This window comes from Variovorax beijingensis, from assembly GCF_003951285.1.
Classification (GTDB): domain Bacteria; phylum Pseudomonadota; class Gammaproteobacteria; order Burkholderiales; family Burkholderiaceae_C; genus Variovorax; species Variovorax beijingensis.
This window is the reverse complement of sequence record NZ_RXFQ01000008.1, coordinates 287,511-309,718: the sequence shown is the minus strand read 5'-3', so window position 1 is coordinate 309,718 and position 22,208 is coordinate 287,511. Positions and strand designations below refer to the sequence as shown.

Genomic DNA, 22,208 nt, shown 5'->3' with positions numbered 1-22,208 from the left:
CTTGCTTGAAAGCCTCCTCCCAGTGAACGTGCTGATCGTCGATGACAACGAAGCCGCGGCAGACCTGCTGCAGGAACTCCTGACGCTGCAGGACCATACCGCCCGCTGCACCTACACGGCGCAGCAGGCCATGGATGCGGCGGCGGAGGAGCGCTTCGATGCGGCGCTCATCGACCTCACGCTGCCCGACTTTCCCGGCACCGAGGTGGCACGGCGGCTGCGTTCGGCCGCCGCGGACCGTGGCCCTCGGCTGCTCGTCGCCATTTCGGGTTTTTCGGAGGAAGAGGCTGCCGGCGCCGCAGCACGAAACCTGTTCGACCACCACCTTCAGAAGCCCATCGACATGGGCGAACTCTCCGCCATCCTGTCCGCGCCGCGCTGAGCGCGGCACATGGCCGTCAGTCCCGGTCTTCGTATTCCCGGTCGTTGTCCCATTCGTCGCCGTTCGGCGGACGGTAGGGGTAGCCCGGCCCGTAATAGATTCGCCCGGGCGGCGGCGCATAGACGGGCGCCGGCCGGTAGTACACGGGCGGCGGCGGACGGTAGTAGACCGGCGGGGCCGGCGCGTAGTAGATCGGCGCCGGATAGTAGGCGGGCGGCGGCGGCGCGTAGTACGGCGCCGGGTAGCCACCCGCCCCGATCTGCACCGACCAGCTGCCGCGCGCGCTGGCCGCGCCCGCGGCGAGCAGCGCACTGGCCGCAATCGCGCCAAGGGCCACCCATTTGAAGACGGAAGAACGTTTGTTTTTGAATTTCACTGCAGCTCCCTTGAGGGGGTGCTGACGGCCAGCACCCGTGGTGGTTGCAACGCCCGAGGTACTCTGCGAGTGCACCTGCCGCCTCGCCGGATCGTTGCCAAACGTCACTGCGCAGCCCGTGCCGCTCAGCTTGCGATCTCGCGGCGCGAAAGCTGCACTTCGGTGCCGGCCGTATTGAAGGCAATCGTCGGCGCGGTGAAATCGCTCAATGGCGCGCCCAGGCCGATCTCGCCGCTTCCGTGCAGCACGCATTCCTCTCGCCTGAGCGCCACTTCCTGGCTCGGCCCGCCGTTGCCGTGAAACCGGACCCAGGTGCCGTAGGTGCTCAGGTCGGTCAGCACGCAGCTGCCATGCCGCAGCTCGATGCGCGCATGCAGCCTGGAAACGCGCGGATCGTTGACCACGAACTGCGCATCGCTCACGCGCCCGAGGTGGATCGGCAGTTCTTCGGTGCGGAAGGTGGACCGCACATCGAGCCACGCCAGCTCGATCTGCCCCAGCGATGAATCGGGCAGCCGCAGCGGCGTCAGCGCGGCCGGCAGCGTGAGGAACGAGGTCATTTCCTCCTGCCAGTCGATGCGGTGGACGGCCGACATCTCGCTGCGCCCGCGAATGGTGATGAGACCCAGGTCGCGATGCCGAACGCCGGTTTCGCCCAACTGCGCAATGGCCGCATCGGTGGCCCAGATCTGCCCCGGTCCCGCCAGGTCGCTCAGGCGCGATGCCAGGTTGACCGCATCGCCGAAGCAGTCGCCCTCGACCTCGACCACCTCGCCGCTTGCAACCCCGATCTGCAGCGCCATGCGCAGCGGCACGGGCCAGGTCATGAGGCGCTTCTGGTGATAGCGCTGCAGCTCGATCACTGCCTGCATCGCCGAGCTCGCGTTCGAAAAAATGGCAAACACGCCATCGCCGAGCGACTTCACCACCCTGCCGCCGTGTGCCTGGCAGACGCTGCCGATCCATTGGGTCAGCCTCGTCACCGTGTCGGTGGCGCGCGCGTTTCCCATGGCTTCGAAAACCCTGGAGCTTCCGGTCAGGTCTGCGAAAACAACTGTGGAATTGACGTCCATGCTGTGACAGTAGCCTGTTTATATTACTTTTGTACTCAAATCATTGCGGAGGCTTTAAGTGCAACGTAAAGTGTGTTGTTTACAAACAAGAAACAGTGTTTCAGAACTTGTGAATCGGGCGTCCGAGGCTTAAGGTAGCGACCGTTCTGGCTCCCGGCAATACGCCTTTAGTCCACATGCAGCCTCTTCGTCGTTTTTTCCGCCTTCTCGGAATTCCCGGTATCGGGGCTCCCCGGGTGGGAGAGAACCAGCTGGGACGCATCCGGGCCGCCATGCTGTCGGTGCTGCAGGCGCACAGCGGGCACTCGGTCCAGCGCGTGGAGCAGCGCGTGCGCTTTGCATCCGACGTGGAAGCGCTCTGGTACCTGCGGCAGGACGTGATGGTTGCCCTGAGCGCCATCGACGGCGAAGCCGCTGCCCGCCGCCAGATGAAAGCCATCAACAGAATGTTCAAGGGCGGCCTGCCCGGCTCGATGGGCCCGCGCGCCCATCAGCGCTTCACCCACTGAAGGATCCCGCGGCGCCTCGCGTTCAATGCGCATGGCCGTGGTCATGGTCGTGGTCGCCATGCCGGTGGCCCCACACCATGAAGACGTCGCGCCCCTCGGCGGCCAGTTCGACCTTTGCGCCCACGGGCAGCAGCACCTTGGTCGGCACGTGCCCGAAAGGCAGGCCCGTGAGCACGGGCACCTTGAGCGTGGCGCGCAGCCGGTCGACCACCGTATCGAACCCGAAGCCGCGGTCGTAACCCGGCACCTTGCGCATGCCCGTGAACTGGCCGAAGACGATGGCGCGCTGCCTGGCCAGCACGCCGGCCATGCGCAGCTGGTCGAGCATGCGTTCGATGCGGTAGGGATGCTCGTTGGTGTCCTCGATGAAAAGAACGCCCTTCTCCACCGCGGGGAAATAGGGCGTTCCGAGCAGGCTCGCGAGCACGCACAGGTTGCCGCCCCACAAGGTGGCGCCGTGCACGGGCCTTACCTTCAGGCCGGCATCGCGCACCGGCATGCGCCAGCCGGTGCCTTCGCCCTGTCCGCTCGCCAGGTCGTCGAAGCAGGCTTCCATGATGTCGTCCGCACCGCCTTCGGCACCGAAGTCTTCGCCGACCGCGGGGCCCGCCCAGGTCACGGCGCCGGTCTTGGCGAGCAGCGCGCACTGCAGCGCGGTGAAGTCGCTGAGGCCGACGAATTCGGTGCCGCGCCCGATCGCCTTGGCCACGGCCTTGTACGGAATGGCATCGAGGATGCGCGTGAGCCCGTAGCCGCCGCGTGCGATCAGCGCAATATCGGCGCCGCTCGCGGCGGCGCGGCCGATGGCAGCGAGACGCGTCGCGTCGTCGCCTGCAAAGCGCTGGTGCACGGCCAGCGCTGTTTCGTCGACCTCGACTTCGTAACCCAGGGCCTTGAGTCTTGCCACGCCGCGCCGGAAGGCGGCCTTGTCGCGAATCGCGCTGGAGGGGGAATAGATGTAGATGTGTTTGCTCACGGCGTCGAGTATCCCATTGCGTTGCGCACCTCCTGGGCAAGCAGCGCAGCCTGTTGCAGGCTCGGGCCGGACGAGGACGCGATGGGGCCGAGCGCGCGCAGCGCGGCCTGGTAGCCGCGGTCGGGGAACGGCGCGCGCCATGCATCGCCTATCGGCTCGCCGCCTTCGGGCGCAAGCAGCATGGCTGCGAACAGGTTGCCTCTTCCGTTTCTTCCGGCCTGCAGCCGCGTGGCCAGGCCGGTGGCCGCGGCGCTGTGCACCAGCACCATCGGCGGCGGCTGCAGGCGGTCGAGCCATTCGTTCAGGACCTGGCAGTGCCATTCGATGCGGTGCGCCGATTCGCGCTTGGGCTTGTCGCTCTTGCCGAAGCCGATCAGGTCGGGCACCAGCGTGCGCAGGCCGGGCGCGCCGACGAGATGGCGAAAGAAGTAGCCCCATTCGCCGGGACCATGAAGGCACAGGCAGGCGGCGGCCGAGCCGTCCTGCGGTCCTTCGTCGAGGTAGTGCATGCGCCAGCCTTGCAGGCTGGGCAGGTCATGGATGTGGCGCGGCTCGAAGGCGTAGCCGGCGAGCGCGTCGAAGCGCTCGGGCGGCGTGCGCAGCGCATCGTCGCGCAGGGGCTGCGCCTGTTCGCGCGCCGCATCGCGGCGCTGCTGGAAGAAGCCTTGCAGCAGCGCGCTGCAGTCCGCGGCCAGCACGCCGCCCTGCACCTGCGTGCGGTGGTTGAGCCGCGGTTCGGCAAAGAGGTCGAGCACCGAGCCGGCCGCGCCTGTCTTGGGATCGGCCGCACCGAACACCACGCGCGCGAGCCGCGCGTGCAGCATGGCGCCCGCGCACATCGCGCAGGGCTCGAGCGTGACGAACAGCTCGCAGCCGTCGAGCCGGTAATTGCCGAGCGCGGCGGCGCCGGCGCGCAATGCGTTGATCTCGGCATGGGCGCTCGGGTCGTGCTGCGCGACCGGCGTGTTGCGCCCGGTGGCAACGAGCTGCCCGTTCCTGACCAGCACCGCGCCGACCGGCACCTCGCCCGCCTCGGCCGCCAGGCGCGCCTCGGCCAGCGCGAGCGCCATCCAGTGCGCGTCGTCCGTGGGCTTGGAAGCGGGCTCAGTTGTCATCCGGCATCTTGCGCGCCTGCGCCGCGGCGTCGAGCGCTTCCTTGACCTGTTGCTGCACCTGCCGGGCCTGCGTGCGCTCATCGGCGGGCGCCTCGCCGGATGCAGGCGCGGCGGCGCCGGGCACCGACGGCAGCGCAGGGGCCGCCACGCTGGCCATCTGCTTCTTCGCGACCACCCCGGCGATCACGAGCGCCAGCAGCAGGCCGACCAGTCCGAACATGCGCATCTCAGCTTCCTTGCACCACGGGTGCTTCAGCCGCCATGCCCAGGCGTTCCATCCACACGGCCAGCGCCTTCTCGTCGGGCGTGCCGGCGCTGTAGACGGCATGCATGGCGGCGTGCGATTCGCGCCGGTGCTGGTTCAGCTTGACCTTGCATTGCAGTGCGCTCACGCGCAGCTCGAACCCGACGATGCCGGCCAGCATCTTGAGCTGGAACTCCTCGCCCAGGTCGCGCCATTGCTGCGCATAGCCGGGCTCGTGGTCGCCGATGAGCTTCTTGAGCAGCGCGTCCTTGGCTGCGGGCTCCTCGATCAGCCGGGCCTGGACGGTGCAGTGCACCACCAGGTAGTTCCAGGTTGGCACGCGCGCGAGGTCCGGATAGACCGAGGGCGACAGGTACGCATGCGGACCGAGAAAGGTGGCCACCGCCTGCGGCCGCGCCTGCAGATGGCGCCAGTGCGGATTGGGCTTGGCGCAGTGGCCCAGCAGCACCAGCTGGCCGCCCTCCTGCTGCTCGGCCACCAGCGGCAGGTGGGTGATGTAGGGCAGGCCCTCATCGTCGTTCGAGATCAGGCTGGCAAAGGAATGTGCACGCATCAGCTCCAGCGCGATGGCCGGGTCCTTGGCGTTGAATTGCGGCGGCATGTACATGGGGCAATTTCCTCGTGGTGAGGCTCCGATTGTCCCCGAGCCGCCTTACCCTATCTTGCGCGCGGCGCTTCCAGCAGCTTCACCATGGCCGTGTAGCCGCGGGCCCGGGCCAGCTGCAGCGGCGTGTTGCCCTGCCGGTCGGCCAGCGCAAGGTTGGCGCCGGCATCGATCAGCGCGGCCAGCGTGCGCTGGTGGCGCGGGCCGCCGTCGCCGAGCACGATCGATTCGATCACCGCGGTCCAGTGCAGGTTGTTGACGTGGTCGAGCGGCGCGCCGGCCGCGATCAGCTGGCGCACCACTTCGTCATGCCCCAGGTGCGCGGCGGCGATGAGTGCGGTGCCGTCGTAGCGGCTCGTCACCTGCCCGGCCTTCGCGCCGAGCGACAGCAGCAGCGCGAGCGTCGCGGCATCGTCGGCCACCGCGGCGATGGTGACGGCGTCGTAGCGGTCGTCATCGAGCAGGTCGAGGTTCGCGCCGGCCTTGGCAATCAGCTTCACTGCCTCGCGCTGCCGTGCATGGGTCGCAACGTGCAAAGGCGTGCGGCCCCGCGCATCGCGTGCGTCGAGATTGGCGCCGGACGCGGCCAGGCTCTTCAGCTTCGGCAGGTCGCCCTGCCAGGCCGCCCGGTGCAGCCCTTCGTAGGCCAGCAGCTCGGCGGGCTGCGGCGGCACCTGGGCCGACACATCGGCCGGCCCGCCCAGCCCAAGCGCGACCGCCAGCAACGCGGACCAGATGCCGTGCTTCATCATCAGCCCAGCTGGCCCTTGACCTTCTCGATGGCGGCGTTGGCGCACTGGTCGTCCAGGTGGCCGCCCGGCGCACCGCCGACGCCCACGGCGCCGATCACTTCGCTGCCCGACTTCACCGGCACGCCGCCGCCCAGCAGCAGGAAGCCCGGCAGGTACACCAGGTTGGCGGCGCCGGGGTTTTTCTGCGCGCCTTCCATCATGGCCTGCGTCGCGCCCTTGGCCGATGCCGAGGTCCATGCCTTGCGCTCGCTCGACGCCAGCGTGTGCGGGCCGGCGTTGTCGGCGCGCTGCACGGCGCGCACGGTGCCGGCGCGGTCGACCACGGTGGCGGCCACGTTGTAGCCGTTGGCGGCGCAGGCGGCCACGGCCTCGGCCGCGATCTGGTTGGCCAGCGCGAGCGAGATGTTCTTCTCGGTGCGCACCGCGGGTGCGGGCGTCTGGGCCTGGACGGCGGATGCGGCAAGCAGGATGGCGAGAGCGCCGAGGCGAAGGTTGGAACGCATTTTTCGTTTTCTCCAGTGGATGCGGGGTAATGGCCACGGCGGTTGCCGGCGGCTGCGCCACTGTAGAAAACACCGTCCGCCGAGGCCATTCGTACGGCTACGCCCGGTGCTCCGTAGTTCTACGGAGCGCCACGGAGCGCGCCTCTCAGTCTTGTCCGGCCACCAGCACCGCGTAGCGCCGGATCAGCTGCGCGAGCGAATCGCAGTCGAGCTTGGCGAACAGGTTGGCGCGGTGCGTCTCGACCGTGCGCGGCGACAGCGCGAGCGTGCGCGCGATCTCCTTGTTGGTGAGGCCCTGCACGATGAAGGCAAGCACCTCGCGCTCGCGCTCCGACAGCTGTGCCACGCGCTCGCGCGCCGCGTTGTCGGCCTGCGAGCGTTCGCGCGAGCGCACATGCTGGCGCACCGCCTGCTGCAGGGCTTCAAGCAGCTGCTCGTCGTCCACCGGTTTCTCCAGGAACTCGGCCGCGCCGGCCTTGAAGGCGCGGCGGCACATCTCGACCGTGCCGTGGCCCGTGAGCATGATCACCGGCTGGTCGACGCCCTGCGCCATGAGCCGGTCGAGCACCGTGAGGCCGCTGATGCCGGGCATGCGCACGTCGAGCACGATGGCGCCGACGCCCGCGCGGTCGAAGCCGTCGATGAAGGCCTGCGGATCGGCCCAGCCCTGCACCCGCAGGCCGACCGTGCCGATCAGCAGCGACAGGCTGTCGCGCACCGCCTGGTCGTCGTCGATGAGGTGGATCAGCGGCGATTGCGGCTGGTGGGTGGCCGCGGTGTTCATGCCGTGCGTTCCGTGGACGCTGCCACCAGCGGCAGCAGCAGCGTGAAGCGCGCGCCGCGCGGCGCCGCATTGGCCGCGGTGAGGCTGCCGCCCATGCCGCTCGCCAGCGTTTCGCTGAGGCTCAGGCCGAGGCCCAGGCCGCCCTCGCGCGTGCTGAAGAAAGGCTCGAAGAGGCGCGGCATGGCCTCGGGTGCGATGCCGCGTCCGTTGTCGGTCACGGTCAGCACGCCCTCCTGCCCATTGCGCCCGACCGAAACAGAAAGGCGGCGTTCGGACGCGGGCACCAGGTCGAGCGCCTGCAATGCGTTCATCAGCAGGTTGTGCACGATCTGCTCGAGCGCCACCGCTTCGGCCTGCACGCGCACCGGCGCCTGCGCGGTGGCATCGAACTGCGCCGCAACGCCGCGCTGCGCGAACTCGGGCGCCAGCAGGTGCATGGCGCTGCGCACCACCTCCTGCAGCACCAGCGGCTTCACATCGCCGCCGGCTTCGGGGCGTTCGATCACGCGGCGCAGCCGGCCGACCACGCCGGCCGCGCGGCGCGCCTGCTCCACGGCCTGGCCCATGGCATTGCGCGCCGTCGCCAGGTCGGGCGGATCGTCGTCGAGCAGCCGGCGCGCGGCTTGCGCATTGGCCAGCACGGCCGTGAGCGGCTGGTTCAGCTCGTGCGCCAGCCCCGCCGAAAGCTCGCCCAGGGCATTGAGCCTTGCCACCTGGCCAAGGCGCAGCAGCTCTTCGGCCCGGCGGCGCGCGATGCGCTGGCGCTGCGCGGTCCACAGGCCGGCCAGCAGCAGCGCCGCCGCCGCGGCCCAGCCGGCGACGCTGCGCCATGGCAGCTCGGCCCAGCCCACACGGCGCTCGGCCACGAGCTCGAAAGGCTGGCTCGGCGATGCCAAGGGCTTGGCGAGGCCGAAGCGCCAGCCACCCGCGTCCGCTTGCGCCGCCTGTCCCGGCTGCAGCACGAACTGCTGCGCCCCGCGCTGCAGGCTCACGCGCACCGGGCTCTGCTTCGGGTCCATCGGCCAGTCGCGCCACGGCACCGAGCCGGCCAGGTCGATTTCAAGGGCGTAGCTGATCGGCGTGGCGCCCACCACGAGCTGGTAGCGGCCCTGCGCGAGGTCCAGCCCCGCCAGTTCGGCGCGGCGCTCGCTGCGCGAACGCGCTTCCGCAGCGGCCAGCGCACCGGCCTGCTTTTCGTCGGGCCAGGCCTGGTCGCGCTCGCGCCGCTGCACGCGCAGGATCGACGGGTAGACCGATGGCAGGCGCTGCTCCGGGCGGTCCGCGCCGTCGCCGGGTTCGAGCAGCGCGAGCGTGGCCAGCACCGCGTCGTACTGCACCACCTGCTGGCTCATGAGCCGGTGCGCGATGCGCGCGTCGGTCTCGAAATCCTGCTGCAGCTGCGCGAGCTCGGCGCGCGCGAGCCACACCGCGCCCACGGCCGTGAGGGCCAGCCATGCCAGCCACCAGCCACCCTGCGTGCGCAACCACTGTTTCATGGCGCGGATTGTGCCCGTCGCGGCGCGGCCGCCCGATGTTGGCCGAGAATGCGGCCCCAACATGGCTGATGAAGTGCAGGACTCCCTTTTTCCCGATCTTCCGCGCCCGCCCGAGGCGCCCCCCACCGTGCCGCCGGAGGCCGAGGCCGAGCCGCCCGCGAAGAAGAAGCCGCGCGGCGCCACCGTGGCACCGGCACCTGCCGATCCGGCGCTGGTCGAACTGGCCGCGGCGCTCCCTCCCGGCCTGCGGCTCGGCACCTCTTCATGGAGCTACCCGGGCTGGGCCAACCTCGTCTGGGATGGCGAATACGCCGAAACGGTGCTGTCGAAGAGCGGCCTGTCCGCCCTCGCCCGGCATCCGCTCTTTCGCACCGTGAGCCTGGACCGCAACTTCTACCGCGCGCTCACGGCCAGCCAGTACGCGCGCTATGCGGCCATGGTGCCCGACGACTTCCGCTTCGTGGTGAAGGCGCCGAGCCTTGTGACCGACGCCACCGTGCGCGACGAAAGCGGCCGCGGCACGCAGGCCAATCCGGTGTTCCTGAACAGCGAGATCGCGGTCCAGGAGTTCGTGCAGCCGGCTCTGGAAGGGTTGGGCCACCGCATCGGCGCGCTGGTATTTCAGCTGAGCCCGATCCCTGCGCAACTGCTGGCCGACCAACCCGCGCTGCTCGTCCGCATCGGCGAGATGCTCGAGGCACTGCCCGGCCTGAAGCCGACCGCGCCCGATGCCGTGATTGCGGTCGAGGTGCGCGACCCACAGCTGCTCTGCCCCGCCTTCGCCGACATGCTGCGCAGCGTGGGCGCCACCTTCTGCATGGGCCTGCACGCCAAGATGCCGCCAATCGAGGACCAGTTGCCGATGCTGCGCGCACTCTGGCCCGGGCCGCTGGTGTGCCGCTGGAACCTGCACCGCCGGCACGGCCGCTTCGGCTATGAAGACGCGGAAAAACTCTATGGTCCGTTCGACAGGATCGTCGATCCCGACCCCGAGACCCGCGAGGCCCTGGCCCGGGTGATCGCGGGCACCACCGGCGCGGGCCAGCTGGCGTACGTCACGGTGAGCAACAACGCCGAAGGCTGCGCGCCGCTGACGATTGCCTCGCTCGCGCGGGACATCGCCGGCCTGCCGAAGCGCTAGCTGCTGCGGCCTGCGTCGCTCTTGGCCGCCACCGTCATCTCCAGTTCCACGCTTGCGTTCTTCGGCAGCGCATGGACGCCGACGGCCGTGCGCACATGCACGCCGGCCTCGCCGAACACGCGGTGCAGCAACTCGGACGCAGCGTCGGCCACCTCGCTCTGCTGCGTGAAATCGGCCGTGCATTGCACGAAGACGCCAACGCGCAGCACCTTCTCGATGCCGTCGAGCGAGCCAAGCTCGCGGCGCAGCAGCACCAGGCAGCGCAAGGTGCAGATCTGCGCAGCCTCGCGGGCCTTGCCGAGCGGCACCTGGTCGCCCACGCGGCCGGTGACGACCACCGTGGTGCCCACGCGCGGCACCTGGCCGCTGGTGTAGAGCGTGCGGCCGTCGCGCACGACGGGGATGTAGTTGCCGCCGGCAACGAGCTCGCCCTCGAAGCTGTGGCCCAGCTCGGCGGCGATGCGGTCGGCAATCTGGTCTCGGGCCTGCGCAGTCATTTGGCTTCCGTTCAATGAAGCCTCATTGTCGCCATCCGCTCTTCGAAGAACAGATACAGAAGGCACAGGCGCGATGCACAACAGACGAGGCGTCGCGCGTCAGGCCGCCCGGTCCGAAGGCCACCGCCCCAGCACCTCGTGGATGCCTTCGCCGACGTGGCTTTCGATCAGCGAGAACGAGTCGGCCATCCACCGGACCGGCTCGATGGAATGCGGCTCGATCTTGCGCGGCGTGTAGGCCAGCGTCATGTGGGGCGTGAAGCCGCGCTCGGGCTTGAAGCCCGCATCCGCCAGTGCCTCGCCAAGGCGCTGCCTGAACGCCGCAAGCGCCGACGTGCCGCCGCCGCACAGCACGAAGGCCTTGCTTTGCTCGAAGCGCATGGCCTCGTCGAACACCACCTCGAACGACGGCGGCGCCACGGCGGCGGCGGCCTCCAGCGCGGCTTGCACCTTTTCGCGTGGCACCGCCGGGAAATGTCCGAGGTGATACAGCGTGACATGCAGGCGATGCGCCTCGCTCAGCTTGCCTTTCAGCGCGTGCCGGTCCTTGAGGCGCGCCGCCAGCGCGGCAATCGACGCGGCATCTTCGGGTCGCGGAAAGATCGCGAAGAACAGCGAGCGCGGCAGGCGCTCCTTGGGTGGCGCGGTACGGCGCGCCCGGCGCAGAGGCGGCGGTGCGGGATCGATGCCTGGGAGTAGCAGCTGTTCGGGCATGGGAGATGTCGGATTCACCGGTGCATTCAAACACGGCGGAGACCGTTGACCCGCACGCGGAACTCGGCGCATGCTGCACGGCTCTGACCTGCCATGAACACCCTGTCAGCACCCGGCTTTCCCCGGCGCACCGTCGCCGCAGCGCTCGTTGCCATGCCCGCGCTCTGGCTGGGCGCCCGCGCGCAGCCGGCGGCAAGCCGGCTTGCCACCCCTTCGCAGACCGAAGGGCCCTTCTACCCGGTGCGCCTGCCGCAGGATTCCGACAACGATCTGCTGCGCAACGGCACCCTGGACCACCGCGGCGGCCAACCGGCCTGGGTCGACGGCACGGTGACCGACCTGGGCGGCAGGCCGCTGCGCGGCGCGCAGGTCGAGATCTGGCAGTGCGATCAGAACGGCCACTACCACCACCCCGGCGACGGTGGCCGCGCCGACGCCGCCTTCCAGGGCTTCGGCCGCGTCACGGTCGGGGAGGACGGCAGCTACCGCTTCCGCACCATCCGCCCGGTGCCCTACAGCGGCCGCACGCCGCACATCCACGTCAAGGTGAAGCTCGGCACGCGCGAGCTGCTGACCACGCAGCTCTACGTGGCTGGCGACCCGGGCAATGCGCGCGACTACCTCTGGCGCAATCTTCCGCAGGCCGCGAGGGAGGCCGTCACAGTGCCTTTCGAGCGCGGGCCGGATGGGCTGCAGGCGCGCTTTCCGATTGCCGTTGCGGCCTGAGGGCACCCGCTGCTGCTGCTGACGCCTGCCGTCGCCGCGAGGGAACCAGGGCGCGCCAGGCGATCACGCAAGACGTTGCGCACAGCCCGATCCCCAGCAGCGAAAAGCCCAGGACCAGCGCATGCCGCAGCCAGGGGCGCGCGAGAAGCGGCGCGAAGTCCAGGCTGTGCAGGCCATGGTAGAGAACGCGCTGCCATCGGCCGGACGCATCGCTGCGCAGGAGAATGCGTGCCGACGCAGGATCTGCGAAGGCGGCCACGCCATCGGTCCAGTCGGCGCGCCACACGGGCAGCGGACGGGTATGGCGGGTGTTCGGGTCCGCAGCCTCGCGTGCGTAGTACAGATCGTCGTAGGAATCGATTCGGCGCATCGTGGGAGCGCCGGCCTCCGGACGCAGCGCGGCCAGCAAGGACTGGACGGTGGCCGCAGGCAGTGCGGCAATGGCCTGCCCCGGATCGCGCATCTCGGCACGCACCAGCAGTTGGCCTTCGGCAGATTGCAGCCGATACCACGGCTGCCCCGCAACGTGCAGCAGCTCCAGTTCACGCGCCGCGACGCCTTGCCGGTTGGCCTGCCTCAGCGCCTCTGCCGGATCAAGCCGCGCCTCGGTTGGTTGGCCGGCCCAGCGCAGGCGCTCGTCCGCCGTCGCCCCGCGCGCTGAAAACACGCCGAACGGATTCATCGACAACAGGCCCGAACAGATCCATGTGAGCGTGAAGATGCCTGCCGCCAGCCCGGCGATGTGATGCCAGCGCAGCCAGAACTTGCGGTAGGGAATCCAGCGCGAACGGTTCAGGAAGAGCTGCCAGATGCCAAGCACCACGCCGCTCAGCGCCAGCAGCGTTGCGGGAAGGGAGAGCCACACGACGGCGTGGTGCCAGGCGGCGGGGAATTGCCGCAGCACGGTCGGATAGATCCAGTGCGGCACGGCACCCAGCCAGTTCCAGAAGCGCTCGGCACGGCGCGTGTCGCGCACGACCTCCGCCGCATCCGGCGAAACGTAGAGCTCCAGCCCGTCCTCGCCGACCAGCGCGACCTTCACCAGCGGCCGATAGGGGTCGAGGCCCTGCGGCACGGTCCATTGGTCGCGCTCCAGGCGTTCAGCGTGCTGCGCACGGCGCCCGCTGAAGGCCTCGGCCACCGCGGCGGCCTGTGCATCTGAGAGTGGCGGCCGCAGGGCACCGCTGTGCGCGTCGAGCGTTCGCCAATGGGGCGCAGCAGCGCCCTGCCCTTCATGCGCCAGCAGCCGCCAGACCGGGTCCGCACCTGCCATGCCCATGCGCGCCTCGCTGAAGCGCAGGCCGGCGCGCCGAGCCGCCTCCTCGGCGGTCAGGCAACACCCTGGCGGCAGTTGCAATGCCGGCAAGGCCTGCAGGCGTTCGACGGGCGTGAGGCTCGGGAACGGCACGAAGTACAGGACGACGCCGCTCGCAAACCACATGAGGAAGAACAGCGCAAGCACGACGCCCAGCCACTTGTGCAGAAAGATGAGCGCCTTCTTCATGGCGCAATTGCCACCCGCACGGCATCCATCATTCAGAAGCGCGCACGTGCCGTCAGTTGCACCGTGCGCGGCGCTCCCAGCAGCCAGCGCACGTTGCCGGCGCCCGAGACCGCGTAGTCGCGGTCCGTCAGGTTCTTGACGGCCAGGCTGAAATCGAGGCTGCGCGAATACTCGTACGCCAGCGACACATCGAACACCGTATAGGCCGGCAGGCGCGCCGTGTTGGCCGCGTTGGACTGCCGCGCGCCAACGTAGCGCGCCCCGATGCCCAGCTGCCACCGGGGCTGGAAGCGATAGGCCATCCACAGGTTGGCCGTGCGTTCGGGTACGCCGACGGGGATGTTGCCCGCGCGCGAGACGGCGCGCCCGGCGACCACCTCGTTGAAGTCGTCGTAGCGCGCACGCAGCAATGCCGCATTGGCGTCGACCGTCCAGCCGGGCAGCGGCTCGGCCGCCACGGCCAGTTCGACGCCGGTCGACGATTGGCGCCCGACCTGCTGGGTGACCCTGGGATCGCTGTCATCGCGGGACAGCAGGTTGCGCTTCTCGATGCGGTACAGGGCCAGCGTCCATTCGCCCTTGATGGCCGGCAGGCTGCCCTTGGCACCCACCTCGAGCTGCCGGCCCTTGGTCAGGTCGAAGGCGTTGCCGCCGTTCGGAAGCGACAGCGCGCCGCTCAATGGGTCGGTACCCGTTCCGTACTGGCCGTAGAAGGAAACCGCGTCGCTGGGTGTCCAGACCGCGCCGATGCGGCCCGTGACGGGACTGTATGTCTTGGACAGATGGGCGCCGGTGCGCAGATCGTGGTTGCCGAGCCGCATGCGGTCGCTGCGCAGGCCGGCCACGAGCTTCCAGCCGGGGGCGAGTTCCAGTACATCCTCGGCGAAGAGCGCCGTCGTCTCCAGGGTCGAGCGGCGTCCCGGAAGCGTTGGTACCGGGCTGATGAAATGGCCCGGCGCAAAGAAGAACGGGTCGACCGTGCTCGCGCCGCCGTAGGGTGAATTGTTGGTGTGCAGCAGGGTCGTGCGGTACCAGTCCAGGCCGGCGACGAAGCGGTTCTTCAGACCGCCGAGCTGGCCGTCGAAGGTGGCATCGAACCGGTTGCCCGTCTGCTCCTGGTCATGCAGGATCTCGAGGTAGTCGCTGCGGCCGACCTGCGTGCCGGCCCTGTTGAAGCTGTAGGCCTCCGCGTTGCGCCAGTGGCGCGCGGACGCCAGGTGGTAGAGCTCGTTGCGCAGCCGAATGCCGTCGCCAAACTGGTATTCGGCCTTGGCGCGCCACATGCGATCGTCGTACTTCACGACGGAATCGTCCACGTTGAAATTGGTGCGCCGCAGCCGGCTGTCGAGCACGCCATCGAGAAGCGGCGTGCCGAAGTAGCGGGCGTCGTCATTGCGGCCGCCATCGAACGACAACGTGAACTTGAGCGCGCTGCTCGGACGCGCCGCAAGGGCGAGCGCGTAGTTCTGCCGGCTGTAGTTCTCGAGGCGGCGAAAACCATCGCTGCTGCCCGCATCGACGTAGACGGAATAGGCCAAGGTGTCATTGATCGGCCCGCGCAGGCCGATGCCGCCTTGCCGGGTGCCAAAGGAGCCCAGGCTGAAGAAGGCTTCGCGCTCCGTGCGGTCGAACCGCGGCTGCCTGGTGATGTAGTTGACGGCCGCCCCGATGGCGCCATCGCCAAAGAGCACCGAGGCCGGCCCCCTGAGCACCTCGACCGACTCGAAGGGCCAGGTGGAGAAGGGATAGGTCACGGTGCCGGACGCAACCACCAGCCGTGTGCCGTCGACCAGTTGGGCCACCGAGTTGTGCCCCGCAAAGCCCCGCGCCACCAGGCTGGTGCCGCCGTTGCCGGGCGCAGGCGCTTCGGTGACGCCGGGAAAACGGATGGCGACATCCTGTGCACGGGCCAGGTTGCGTTCGGCGATGTCGGTGCTGCCGAGGCTGCTGACACTGGCCGGCGTCTCACGCGGCGCAAGGCCCAGGCGCGAGCCCGTCGCGCTCGGCACGTCGAGGCCCAGGCTGCTGCCGGGCGCGGTTTCGGTGGCCGATACTTCGACGGCCGGCAAGGCCGCCTGGGCGTGCGATGCGACCGGATGCATCGCCAGGCCGGCAATGCATGCCATGGCGCGCATCGCCGTGTGGCGGCGGATCGATGGGCATGGCTTCATGCTGCTGCGGCCAGGCATTGTTCGAGTCCCTGCACCAGCACATCGCTGGGCAGCTGCTTGCCGATGAAGACGATGCGGCTGTGGCGCAGTTCGCCCTCTTTCCAGTTGGGGCCGGCCTCGGTGCCCATCAGCATGTGCACGCCTTGCAGCACCACGCGGGTGTCCAGCCCGACCACTGCGATCACGCCCTTGTAGCGCATCAGGTGGGTGCCGTAGATCCGCAGGATGGCGCCGAAGAAATCTTCCAGCCGCGCCGCATCGAAGGGCCGTTCGGCGCGAAACACGAAGCTGGAGACATCGTCGTCGTGTTCGTGATCGACATCGGTCAGGAAGTCGGGCTCGATCTCCAGGATGGCGTTGAGGTTGAACCCGCGGATGTCGAGCAGCTGGTTGATCGGCGCCTGGCCGAAATGCGCCGCGGTGATCGGCGCACGCGCATTCATGCGCAGCAGGCGCTGCTCGAGCGCCCTCACCTCGTCGACCGACACCAGGTCGGTCTTGGACAGCAGGATGCGGTCCGCAAAGCCCACCTGCTCCTGGGCCTCATGGTGCTCGTCCAGCTGCGCCATCGCATGCTTGGCGTCGACCAGCGTGACGATCGCATCGAGCAGATAGGTCTGGCTGATCTCTTCATCGACGAAGAAGGTCTGCGCCACGGGCGCGGGGTCGGCCAGCCCGGTGGTCTCGATGATCACGCGCTCGAAGCTCGCGCTGCCGTTCTTGCGGCGCGCCGCCAGCTCGCTGAGGATGCGAACCAGATCGCCGCGCACGGTGCAGCAGATGCAGCCGTTGTTCATCTCGATGATCTGCTCGCCCTCGTCCTGCACCAGCAGTTCGTTGTCGATGCCGGCTTCGCCGAACTCGTTTTCGATCACGGCAATCTTGTGGCCGTGCTGCTCCTTCAGGATGCGGTTCAGCAGCGTAGTCTTGCCGCTGCCGAGGAAGCCGGTGAGGATGGTGACGGGAATGAGGCTCATGGATGGCTCTGGGTGATGTTTGATCGGACGCCCGGCAAGCTCAGCGCTTTGCCGAGAGCGCCGAGGCAATGGTTGTGGCGTTGTGCGCGAACAGCTTCAGGTAGGTGTCCGCCTCGGTCCCCGGCGCCGACAGCGCGTCGGAATAAAGCCGGCCGCCGACGATGCCCCCGCCCTCGCGCGCAATGCGCTGAACCAGGCGCGGGTCGGAGATATTCTCGACGAAGACCGCGCGCACATCCTCGCGCCGGATCTGGTCTATCAGGCGCGCAACCGAGGCGGCCGAGGCTTCGCTGTCGGTGTTCATGCCCTGCGGCGCAAGAAACTCGATGCCGTAGGCCGCACCGAAATAGCCGAACGCATCGTGCGAGCTGATCGCGCGGCGACGCTGGCGCGGCACCGCGTCGAAACGTGCGCGAACCTCGCGGTCGAGCGCCTGGAGCCGCTCGATGTAGCTCGCGCAGCGCTGGCCGATCTCGGCCGCAGATGCCGGCCGTGCCCGCGCCATCGCGTCACGCAGGTTCGCCGCATAGCGCTGCGCGTTCGCAAGGTCTTGCCATGCATGCGGATCGGGCTCGCGGCCCATGCGGCGCACCGGCACGCCCTCGCTGGCCACGAGCACGGGACCGCGGTAGCCGGATGAGCGCACCAGGCGGTCCATCCAGCCTTCGAACCCCAGCCCGTTGACGACGACCAGCTCGGCATTGGCGAGGCGCCGCGCATCGGCCGGGCTCGGCTGGAAGACGTGCGCGTCGGAGTCCGGGCCGACCAGAGCCGCGACTTCGACCGCGCTGCCCCCGATCTCGCGCGCCATGTCGGCGAGGATCGAGAAGCTCGCGACGACGCGCAGCGGCCGCGGTGTGTTGGATTGCGCAAACACTGGCAGCGGCAGCGCGATGAGCGATGTGGCGAAGAAGCGGCGGCGCATGGGATTCGATGGAAAGTTCATGTCAGGCATTTCTATGAGAGCGTGAGCGCAATAGCCGGGAAAGCAATCCGCCATGCGGTCCGAACACGAGCGACAGCAGATAGGCCGCACCCGCCACCAGCACGATCGCGGGGCCCGAGGGCCACTGCGCATGGAAGGACAGCAGCAGCCCCGCAAAGCCGGACAGCACCGCCATGCCGGCGGCAGCCAGCGCAAGGCTCCAGACTTCGGCCGCCCAGAAGCGCGCCGCGGTGGCCGGCAGCATCATCAAGCCGACCGCCATCAGCGTGCCCAGCGCCTGGAAGCCCGCCACCAGGTTGGCGACCGTAAGAACGAGAAAGACGCCGTGCACCAGCGAGCCGGGCCCGCCCACATTGCGCAAGAAGCCCGGATCGAGGCATTCCACGAGCAGCGGCCGGTAGATGACCGCAAGCACGACCAAGGTCAGGCTCGCGACGCCAGCCATCAGCAGCAGCGCCGCGTCGTCCACCGCAAGGATGGTGCCGAAAAGCATGTGCATGAGGTCGACGCTGCTGCCGTGGGTCGACACCAGCAGCACACCCAGCGCGAGCGCGATCAGGTAGAAGGCCGCAAAGCTCGCGTCCTCGCGCTGCGACGTCACGCGCGTGACGAAACCGGCCGCCAGCGCCACCGCGAGCGCCGCGAAGAAACCGCCCGCGCTCATTGCGGCCAGCGAGAAGCCGGCAAACAGAAAGCCGAGCGCCGCGCCCGGCAGCAGCGCGTGCCCCATCGCGTCGCCCATCAGGCTCATGCGCCGCAACACCAGCAAGGTGCCGATCGGCGCGCTGCCCAGGCCGAGCGCCAGCGTGGCCACCAGCGCGCGGCGCATGAAGCCGTACTCCACGAAGGGCTGGACCAGCAAGGCCCCGACGTTCATGCAGCCTCCCTGCACACGGGCGCATCCTCGTCCCACGCCTCGGCCATCCGGCGCGCGCGGAACAGGTTCTCGGCATGCAGCACTTCTGCCGTCGGCCCCCAGGCCACACAGCGTCGTGCCATGAGCAAGGTGCGGTCGAAATGCAGTCGAACCTGCTCGAGGTCGTGCAGCACGGCAATCACCGTGCGTGCCTCCGCATGCCAGCGCGCGACCACGGCCAGCAGGTCGGCGGTGGTGCGCGCGTCGATCGCGTTGAACGGCTCGTCCAGCAGGATCACCGGGGCGTCCTGCAGCAGCACGCGCGCAAAGAGCACGCGCTGGAACTGCCCTGCCGACAACTCGGCGATGCTGCGGCGCTGGAAGCCGCCAAGGCCGACGGCATCGAGCGCATTTCCCACGGCATCGCGCTGCCGCGCGGCAATGCCCCTGAAGCAGCCGAGCCGTCCCCAGTGCCCGAGCGCCACCAGGTCGAACACCCGGATCGGGAAGCTCCGGTCGATCTCGGCCTGCTGCGGCAGCCATGCGATGCGGTCGCGCGAGGCGCCATCGAAAGAGACCCCGCCCTCGGCTGGCCGGACGCGCGCCATGATTGCGGCGAGCAGGCTGGTCTTGCCCGCGCCGTTCGGCCCGACGATGGCGGTGAGCGAGCCCGGCGCGAACTCTCCTGACAGGTGATGCACGGCCGGGTGACCGCGATAGGCTACCGTGAGGTTGTTCAACCGGATGGCGGGAGGGGGCATCGGCGCCCCGTTCATCTCAGCGCCCAGCCAACAGCCAGCCACAGCGCCGCAGCCAGCATCAGCGCGCCCGCCACACGCGCCCAAGCGCTGGCCATCAGCAGGCTCTGCGGCTTCTCCGACATGGCATTGAGCGCTGCTTCAGGTTGGCGGGTCGGGTGTTCCATGCCTTGACTATATTGCAATTGCGAATGCATTCGCAATAACTCACTTAAGTCTCTCGTGACCTTGATATCAAAGATGGTTTCACCCTAAACTGGATTGAGGCCTGAAATGGAGTTGAGTGATGTCTGAAACGGCAAAGTGGCGCGACGGTGTAACGGTTGTGCGGGGACGAAAACTGGACCGGGTCTTGCGTGACCCATCGGGAACTGGACGTGCAACTGCGCTCGATTTCTCTGGCACCGGAGGGCAAAAAACCTGGATTGGCACAGTGACCATCCAGCCCAGTGCGAAAACGGGACTGCACCACCACGGTCGCCATGAAGTAGCCATTTATGTGCTCAAAGGCCGCAGTGAAATTCGGTGGGGCGACCGACTCGAATTTGCGGCCGAGGTGTCTGTTGGTGACTTTGTCTACTTCGCCCCTTACGTGCCACACCAGGAGCTGAACCTCAGCGACCGCGAGGCCGTTGATTTCTTGGTTGTGCGCAGCGATAACGAAAGAATCGCCATCAAACTCGACGGTGTTCCCGTCGATCGGCCGGAGATGGTGTTTTAGCGGTCCGAGAATGTCGGTGCTTCTGGTCGCGCCCTTGACGCCTACCTCTGAGGTGGAGTTTCTATGCGCCGAGGCCTCCGTGAGAAGATCTTCCCATGCTTACCCACCGGCAGTTGCGCTACTTCGTGGAGATCGTCGACGCCGGAAGCTTCAGCTTGGCGGCCGAGCGCTTGTTCATCGCCCAGTCGGCCCTGAGCCGGCAGGTGCGCGAGATGGAACGAGAACTGCAGGCCGCCCTGTTGGAGCGCGACACGCGTCACATGGAGATGACGGCGGCGGGACGTTCGCTGTACACCGATGCGCGCCGCATCCTGGCAGTGCTGGAGGACGCGGCAGCTCGCGCGAGCCACGCGCAGCGCGGCACCGAAGGCACGCTGCAACTGCTGCATTCGAGTTCCGTTCCCTTGAACGCTCCCATCCTTGCACTGGTGCAGCAACACTCCGAACAACATCCCGGCGTGTCGATCGAGGTGTCGCAGGCTTCCTCGGAACATCAGGCGCTGGACGTCCACGAGGGCCGCGCCGACGTGGGACTTGCACGCGCACACATCCTTCGGCGTTTTGGCGACGTGCACTACGTGCCGCTGTACGAGGAGCCGCTGGTAGCTGTGGTGCCCGCCGGCCACGCAATGGCTGGCCGAGCCAGTGTGCCTTTGGATGCACTTCGCCATGAGCGCTTCGTCGCCACACCGCACCTCGAGCGCGGAGGTCTAAGCCATCGAGTGGCCGAGCTGTGCCGGGCGCAGGGCTTTCAGCCTCTGGCTGCCTCGGTGCGTTCGCGCAAGTGGGCGCAACTTGCGCTGGTGCAGGGTGGCTTCGGGATTGCCGTCGTGCCCGAATCCATGGCGCGGCTGGCCCCTGCAGGCGTGTGTCTTCTGCCGCTCGAAGGCGGCGATTGCACGACCGGCGTGCTGGCGCTCTGGCGGCGCGACGCACCGGCGCTGGTGCAGCGTTTCGCCGATGCGCTGCAAGCGTCACTGGGCGCAAAGGTTGGTGAATCCAGCTGATTTCGAGATAAGCGTGCGCCGCATTCTGTATTGGGCGTTTCGGGTGCGGACCGATAGATTGGCCGAATCCGATCAACTCTGCCCAACTGCCCTGTGGATGCCCTCGTTGCTTTCGTTCATACCAGCCTGCCGCTGCCTCCGCTTCAGCTTTTGGTCGTGTGCCTGGGTGTGGCGGTCGCCTATGTGATCTTCGGCCTCGCAGGCTTCGGCACCGCGCTGGTGGCCGGGCCGATGCTGGCGCACTTCGTACCGGTCGCCACCATCGTCCCGCTGCTGGCGCTGCTGGACTTCGCGGCAGCGTGCGTCAACGTGGCGCGCGACGGCAAGTCGGCCGACACGACCGAATTAAGGCGCATCGTGCCAGCGATGGCAGTGGGCAGCCTGAGCGGCGCCGCGATCCTTCTGCTGGGCCGGCCAGAAGCCCTGCTGTTGGCACTGGGCGTTTTCGCGGTGGGCTATGCCTTGTATTCGCTCAGTGGCTTCAAATCGGGCGCAAAGTTCACATCGCGCGCTGCGCTGCCATTCGGGTTGGTGGGTGGCGTGTTCTCCGCGCTGTTCGGCAGCGGTGGTTTCATCTACGCCATCTATTTGGCCGGGCGTATCGAGGCCAGTGAACGCATCCGGGTGACGCAGTCCACATTGATCGGTCTTTCCACGCTGACGCGCGCGGTGCTGTTTCTGCTTGCGGGCGTCTACGCCAACCTGGAAATACTTGTGCTGGCCGCGGCGCTGGTGCCCGCGATGCTTATCGGCACAGCCCTTGGGCGGCGCATTACGCTGTCATTGTCGCGTGCGCAATTCCTGCGCATCGTCAGCGTGATCGTGCTGTGCTCGGGGGTGGCGCTGATCTGGCGGTATCTCGCGGGTTGAGGCTCGACCACTGGCGGGTGCGCCTCGGGTAAGCCCGATCAGCCAGCCTTGGCCCACATTTCCAGCCGATCCAGCACCAGGACCAGCGACCGCCGCCCACGCGCCGACAGCGTGTAGAGAACCCCGCGGGGAAAACTCGCCAGGAGCTCGCGCGAAACCAGGCCTCGTTGCTCCAGGCCATCCAGGCGTTCGGTCAGCACCTTGGGCGTGATTCCGGCCAGGCACCCGACCAGTTCACCATGGCGCTTGGGACCTGTCTGCAGATGCCAGAGGATCAGCGCGTTCCAGCGGTGCCCCAGGAAGGCCAGCCATTCCTCGACGGGGCACTCGCTGGCGTGCCTGGGCACGGGCGCGTCGATGCCGGCCTGAGCCGCCATGTTCAAGGTCACGACACCCGCCGCAATGAACGAGGCTTTCGCCCGCGCGTTCAACAGCCGCCGCATCGACAACCTGCTGTCGCTGTACGAACCCTGCGCACCGATCCC

At 68.5% G+C, this 22,208-nt stretch carries 27 protein-coding genes; 7 read left to right on the top strand and 20 right to left on the bottom strand.

Translation table 11 applies throughout. The annotated features are described in order from the left end of the window. Window positions 1-22 precede the first annotated feature (22 nt). A complete protein-coding gene (locus tag EJO66_RS16590) occupies window positions 23-382 on the top strand; it encodes a response regulator (RefSeq protein ID WP_223262308.1) in 360 nt (119 codons plus the stop codon). Between the two features lie 16 nt (window positions 383-398). On the opposite strand, the gene EJO66_RS16585 is transcribed toward EJO66_RS16590, so the two are convergent. Next, window positions 399-758: a hypothetical protein gene (locus EJO66_RS16585; RefSeq protein WP_124959657.1), complete on the bottom strand. Its 360-nt coding sequence runs from the start codon at window positions 756-758 to the stop codon at window positions 399-401. A gap of 125 nt (window positions 759-883) precedes the next feature. Next, on the bottom strand, window positions 884-1,831 hold the full coding sequence (locus EJO66_RS16580) for an adenylate/guanylate cyclase domain-containing protein (RefSeq protein WP_124959656.1): 948 nt from the start codon (window positions 1,829-1,831) through the stop codon (window positions 884-886). 236 nt (window positions 1,832-2,067) lie between these two features. Here EJO66_RS16580 and EJO66_RS16575 point away from each other — a divergent pair, with 236 nt between their 5' ends. Then, complete coding sequence (locus EJO66_RS16575) at window positions 2,068-2,340, top strand: hypothetical protein (protein ID WP_223262307.1); 273 nt, start codon at window positions 2,068-2,070, stop codon at window positions 2,338-2,340. Between the two features lie 22 nt (window positions 2,341-2,362). Here the strand turns inward: EJO66_RS16575 and EJO66_RS16570 are convergent, their stop codons facing one another. The 8 genes from EJO66_RS16570 to EJO66_RS16535 form a co-directional block, all read right to left on the bottom strand. Further along, entirely contained in the window at window positions 2,363-3,316 is a 954-nt protein-coding gene (locus EJO66_RS16570; protein WP_125965630.1) for an LD-carboxypeptidase, read from the bottom strand. Continuing rightward, on the bottom strand, window positions 3,313-4,431 hold the full coding sequence (tadA, locus tag EJO66_RS16565) for a tRNA adenosine(34) deaminase TadA (RefSeq protein ID WP_125965629.1): 1,119 nt from the start codon (window positions 4,429-4,431) through the stop codon (window positions 3,313-3,315). The genes EJO66_RS16570 and tadA overlap by 4 nt, the downstream gene beginning before the upstream one ends. Beyond that, window positions 4,421-4,657, bottom strand: a complete 237-nt coding sequence (locus tag EJO66_RS16560; RefSeq protein ID WP_124959652.1) for a hypothetical protein — start codon at window positions 4,655-4,657, stop codon at window positions 4,421-4,423. Before EJO66_RS16560 ends, tadA begins: the two co-directional genes overlap by 11 nt. A 1-nt stretch (window position 4,658) precedes the next feature. Then, complete coding sequence (locus tag EJO66_RS16555) at window positions 4,659-5,303, bottom strand: FMN-binding negative transcriptional regulator (RefSeq protein WP_124959651.1); 645 nt, start codon at window positions 5,301-5,303, stop codon at window positions 4,659-4,661. Between the two features lie 50 nt (window positions 5,304-5,353). Further along, window positions 5,354-6,052 (bottom strand): ankyrin repeat domain-containing protein, encoded by a 699-nt coding sequence (locus tag EJO66_RS16550; protein WP_125965628.1) that lies wholly within the window; start codon window positions 6,050-6,052, stop codon window positions 5,354-5,356. Next, entirely contained in the window at window positions 6,052-6,555 is a 504-nt protein-coding gene (locus tag EJO66_RS16545) for a GlcG/HbpS family heme-binding protein (RefSeq protein ID WP_125965627.1), read from the bottom strand. The genes EJO66_RS16550 and EJO66_RS16545 overlap by 1 nt, the downstream gene beginning before the upstream one ends. Window positions 6,556-6,700: 145 nt before the next feature. Continuing rightward, the gene (locus EJO66_RS16540) at window positions 6,701-7,339 is read right to left on the bottom strand and encodes a response regulator transcription factor (RefSeq protein WP_125965626.1); all 639 of its coding nucleotides are present in this window, start codon (window positions 7,337-7,339) and stop codon (window positions 6,701-6,703) included. Continuing rightward, complete coding sequence (locus EJO66_RS16535; protein ID WP_125965625.1) at window positions 7,336-8,835, bottom strand: sensor histidine kinase; 1,500 nt, start codon at window positions 8,833-8,835, stop codon at window positions 7,336-7,338. Before EJO66_RS16535 ends, EJO66_RS16540 begins: the two co-directional genes overlap by 4 nt. 61 nt (window positions 8,836-8,896) lie before the next feature. Here EJO66_RS16535 and EJO66_RS16530 point away from each other — a divergent pair, with 61 nt between their 5' ends. Continuing rightward, window positions 8,897-9,976 carry a DUF72 domain-containing protein gene (locus EJO66_RS16530; protein ID WP_125965624.1) on the top strand — a complete coding sequence of 360 codons (1,080 nt, stop codon included), beginning with the start codon at window positions 8,897-8,899 and terminating at the stop codon, window positions 9,974-9,976. Here EJO66_RS16530 and EJO66_RS16525 read toward each other — a convergent pair. Both EJO66_RS16525 and thpR read right to left on the bottom strand, forming a co-directional pair. Further along, entirely contained in the window at window positions 9,973-10,473 is a 501-nt protein-coding gene (locus tag EJO66_RS16525; protein WP_125965623.1) for a RidA family protein, read from the bottom strand. The two genes, EJO66_RS16530 and EJO66_RS16525, sit on opposite strands and share 4 nt — an antisense overlap. A 99-nt stretch (window positions 10,474-10,572) precedes the next feature. Beyond that, window positions 10,573-11,187, bottom strand: coding sequence for an RNA 2',3'-cyclic phosphodiesterase (thpR, locus tag EJO66_RS16520; protein WP_125965622.1), 615 nt, complete (start codon window positions 11,185-11,187; stop codon window positions 10,573-10,575). 93 nt (window positions 11,188-11,280) lie between these two features. Between thpR and EJO66_RS16515 the strand changes: the two genes are divergently transcribed. Continuing rightward, complete coding sequence (locus EJO66_RS16515; protein WP_476756208.1) at window positions 11,281-11,913, top strand: dioxygenase family protein; 633 nt, start codon at window positions 11,281-11,283, stop codon at window positions 11,911-11,913. Here the strand turns inward: EJO66_RS16515 and EJO66_RS16510 are convergent. From EJO66_RS16510 to EJO66_RS32575, 7 genes are read right to left on the bottom strand one after another with little or no spacing between them, the layout of a single operon-like run. Continuing rightward, window positions 11,846-13,417 (bottom strand): PepSY domain-containing protein, encoded by a 1,572-nt coding sequence (locus tag EJO66_RS16510; protein WP_125965621.1) that lies wholly within the window; start codon window positions 13,415-13,417, stop codon window positions 11,846-11,848. The genes EJO66_RS16515 and EJO66_RS16510 overlap by 68 nt on opposite strands. A gap of 32 nt (window positions 13,418-13,449) precedes the next feature. After that, window positions 13,450-15,606 (bottom strand): TonB-dependent receptor, encoded by a 2,157-nt coding sequence (locus EJO66_RS16505; protein ID WP_240648587.1) that lies wholly within the window; start codon window positions 15,604-15,606, stop codon window positions 13,450-13,452. After that, window positions 15,585-16,565, bottom strand: a complete 981-nt coding sequence (locus EJO66_RS16500; protein WP_125965620.1) for a CobW family GTP-binding protein — start codon at window positions 16,563-16,565, stop codon at window positions 15,585-15,587. The genes EJO66_RS16505 and EJO66_RS16500 overlap by 22 nt, the downstream gene beginning before the upstream one ends. Before the next feature lie 40 nt (window positions 16,566-16,605). Beyond that, entirely contained in the window at window positions 16,606-17,511 is a 906-nt protein-coding gene (locus EJO66_RS16495; protein ID WP_125965619.1) for a metal ABC transporter substrate-binding protein, read from the bottom strand. 1 nt (window position 17,512) lies between these two features. Further along, window positions 17,513-18,388 (bottom strand): metal ABC transporter permease, encoded by an 876-nt coding sequence (locus tag EJO66_RS16490; protein ID WP_125965618.1) that lies wholly within the window; start codon window positions 18,386-18,388, stop codon window positions 17,513-17,515. Beyond that, window positions 18,385-19,128, bottom strand: coding sequence for a metal ABC transporter ATP-binding protein (locus EJO66_RS16485; protein ID WP_125965617.1), 744 nt, complete (start codon window positions 19,126-19,128; stop codon window positions 18,385-18,387). The genes EJO66_RS16490 and EJO66_RS16485 overlap by 4 nt, the downstream gene beginning before the upstream one ends. A gap of 11 nt (window positions 19,129-19,139) precedes the next feature. Further along, window positions 19,140-19,322 carry a hypothetical protein gene (locus tag EJO66_RS32575; protein WP_164547832.1) on the bottom strand — a complete coding sequence of 61 codons (183 nt, stop codon included), beginning with the start codon at window positions 19,320-19,322 and terminating at the stop codon, window positions 19,140-19,142. An 89-nt stretch (window positions 19,323-19,411) separates the two neighbouring features. Here EJO66_RS32575 and EJO66_RS16480 point away from each other — a divergent pair, with 89 nt between their 5' ends. From EJO66_RS16480 to EJO66_RS16470, 3 genes are all read left to right on the top strand, one after another. After that, window positions 19,412-19,846, top strand: coding sequence for a cupin domain-containing protein (locus EJO66_RS16480; protein WP_125965616.1), 435 nt, complete (start codon window positions 19,412-19,414; stop codon window positions 19,844-19,846). Between the two features lie 95 nt (window positions 19,847-19,941). Then, window positions 19,942-20,853, top strand: coding sequence for a LysR family transcriptional regulator (locus EJO66_RS16475; protein ID WP_125965615.1), 912 nt, complete (start codon window positions 19,942-19,944; stop codon window positions 20,851-20,853). Window positions 20,854-20,946: 93 nt separating this feature from the next. Then, entirely contained in the window at window positions 20,947-21,723 is a 777-nt protein-coding gene (locus EJO66_RS16470) for a sulfite exporter TauE/SafE family protein (RefSeq protein ID WP_240648586.1), read from the top strand. Window positions 21,724-21,761: 38 nt separating this feature from the next. On the opposite strand, the gene EJO66_RS16465 is transcribed toward EJO66_RS16470, so the two are convergent. Then, entirely contained in the window at window positions 21,762-22,166 is a 405-nt protein-coding gene (locus EJO66_RS16465; RefSeq protein WP_206168855.1) for a winged helix-turn-helix transcriptional regulator, read from the bottom strand. Window positions 22,167-22,208: the final 42 nt, after the last annotated feature.